This window comes from Moorena sp. SIO3I6, assembly GCF_010672095.1.
On the sequence record NZ_JAAHHU010000757.1, the window covers coordinates 1 to 2,283 of the forward strand.

A 2,283-nucleotide genomic window follows, 5' to 3' on the forward strand; every position below is an offset into this window, starting at 1 on the left:
TCCTCTTGCCTCTTGCCTCTTGCCTCTTGCCTCTTGCCTCTTGCCTCTTGCCTCTTGCCTCTTGCCTCTTGCCTCTTGCCTCTTGCCTCTTGCCTTAAAAGGATAAGCTTTCTCAGTCACCCAAATAATAATTTCTATATAATATCCTCCAAAAGCTGCTCACTTTCTGACAGCCCAATAAACCCTTCTTGTTGTGCTTGTTTAGCTTTAATAGCTATAAGTTCGTCTTCTAACTCTAATAACCTTTCAAATTATTCTATAGAAATAACAACAGCAACCTTACGTCCTTTTTTAGTAATTTGTATTGGCTCTCTTCGAGCTAAATCCAACAGTTCACCAAAACGGTTTTTTGCATCAGATGCTCCAAGGATTTTCATAACTTTTTAGGTAAAAATACTAGACATAAAGTCTAAAATAGCTATTTTAGCTAAAATAGTCAATAGCAGCCTGTGATGTAGGGTGGGCAGTGGTTCCCTTCGAGATGGTCAGCCTTTTAATTGGTATAAAGCACTGCCCACCTGCCTCAGATTGATTAGTTTCGGTGGATAATGATTGAAGTTACGGCAAGCGCTGTTATCTTTGTGAACAAAGTATTCCCGAAAAGTATGACGATTGAAGCCAATTTAACTAATTTGAACGAAAGTCTTGATAAGTCAAGGGAACAAGTTCACCTCAAACAAGACGAAACATTTCAATGGACAAAGCAGTGGTATCCAGTAGCTGTTGTTGAATTCCTTGCGCCATCTCGTCCTCACAAAATACAGTTACTGGGTAAAGAGCTAGTGTTATGGCGGGATGGGTCTGGTAAATGGCGTTGTTTTGAAGATTTTTGTCCCCATCGATTAGCTCCTCTTTCTGAAGGGCGTGTGGAGTCTGATGGAACCTTATTGTGTGCTTATCACGCTTGGCGTTTTGATGCTCAAGGAAATTGTGTTAGTATTCCTCAATCCCAAGACCAGGAGACTGAACTTAAAAACTGCTCGAATCCTAAATCCTGTGCTGTTGCCTATCCAACTCAGGAAAATCAAGGTTTACTCTGGGTATGGCCAGAATCGGGAACCAAGGCTCAACAGGAAAGTCAGTTGAGAAAACCCCGTTTAATTCCCGAACTAGAATCAGATTCCGATCGAGTAGTCAAGCTATTTTGGAATATCCGCGACTTGCCCTATGGCTGGGACTTTTTCATGGAAAATGTTGCTGATCCCGCTCACGTACCGGTTTCCCATCACGGTATTATGGGTAGTCGCTATGAAGATGCCAAGTATTATGATATGCCTGGTCTTAGGGAAATATCCACTCAAGAAGGATTTTCCTTTGCTATTAACCCCACCGTTGAAAAGGTAGCCGAAGCAATTCATGACTTTCAACCTCCCTGTCATATGAGAATTGTTACTAACTATAACGATGGCGGAAAATTAATCTTAGCCTTATATGCCATTCCTACTCGTCCTGGCTGGTGTCGTCATATTGGTTGTCAGGTTTTAGTCAAGAATGAAGCGGGAAAAACACCAGAAGGCTTAGGATTTTTTGCCTTACCAATGCCAATTTGGTTGGGTCATGTCTTGGCTTCAGTATTTTTGCATCAAGACTTAGTATTCCTTCACTACCAAGAAAAAATATTGGCTCGACGACAACAGCAAGACTGGCTCAAGACAGTTTATACTCCCAATCCTCAAGACAAAATGGTAATCACCTTTCGTCAGTGGTTTAAAACGAGAGCAGGAGGTAAAATTCCTTGGGATTCAGGTATCAATGATCAACTTCCCAATGCTGAGTTAGATAAAAAGCAGCTTTTTGATGTGTGGTCAACTCATACTAAAGATTGTGTTGTTTGTCAAAAGGCTCTGACCAATATCAATCGTGCTGTGGTAATCAGTTATGGAGCGGCGGCGCTCTGTTTATTAATCGGAATAGTTATGGATGCCCGGGCTGTAGCATTTAAGATGGCAATGACTACAGATGCCGTGATTATATCTCCTTTTAAAGTGATACCTCCAACTGGATTTTGGGTAGGGCTCGCCGGAGCAATTCTTCTAGTAACTATAGGCTACTCATTTAAAAGGTTAAGTCGGCTATTTTACGTTTATGAATTTGAACATTATAAGAATGATTAAGTAACTTATAAATGTAGGGTGGGCAGTGCTTACTTTCCTACCGGATCAGCTTTTTAATTGGTATTGATCACTGCCCACCATCGGATGAATTTTATTAAAAATTTAGACTTTTAATTAGAGTGCTCTTGCAGCCAGCCCACCAGGGAAGTAGATGTAGTAGATGTAGATG

2 protein-coding genes are annotated in these 2,283 nt (G+C 41.0%); one reads left to right on the forward strand and one right to left on the reverse strand.

Annotated elements, in window-relative coordinates; all coding sequences use genetic code 11:
• Positions 1-251: 251 nt before the first annotated feature.
• A complete protein-coding gene (locus F6K49_RS42325) occupies positions 252-377 on the reverse strand; it encodes a type II toxin-antitoxin system Phd/YefM family antitoxin (RefSeq protein WP_293107361.1) in 126 nt (41 codons plus the stop codon).
• A 171-nt stretch (positions 378-548) separates the two neighbouring features.
• Here F6K49_RS42325 and F6K49_RS42330 point away from each other — a divergent pair, with 171 nt between their 5' ends.
• Positions 549-2,114, forward strand: coding sequence for a Rieske 2Fe-2S domain-containing protein (locus tag F6K49_RS42330; RefSeq protein WP_293107364.1), 1,566 nt, complete (start codon positions 549-551; stop codon positions 2,112-2,114).
• Positions 2,115-2,283: the final 169 nt, after the last annotated feature.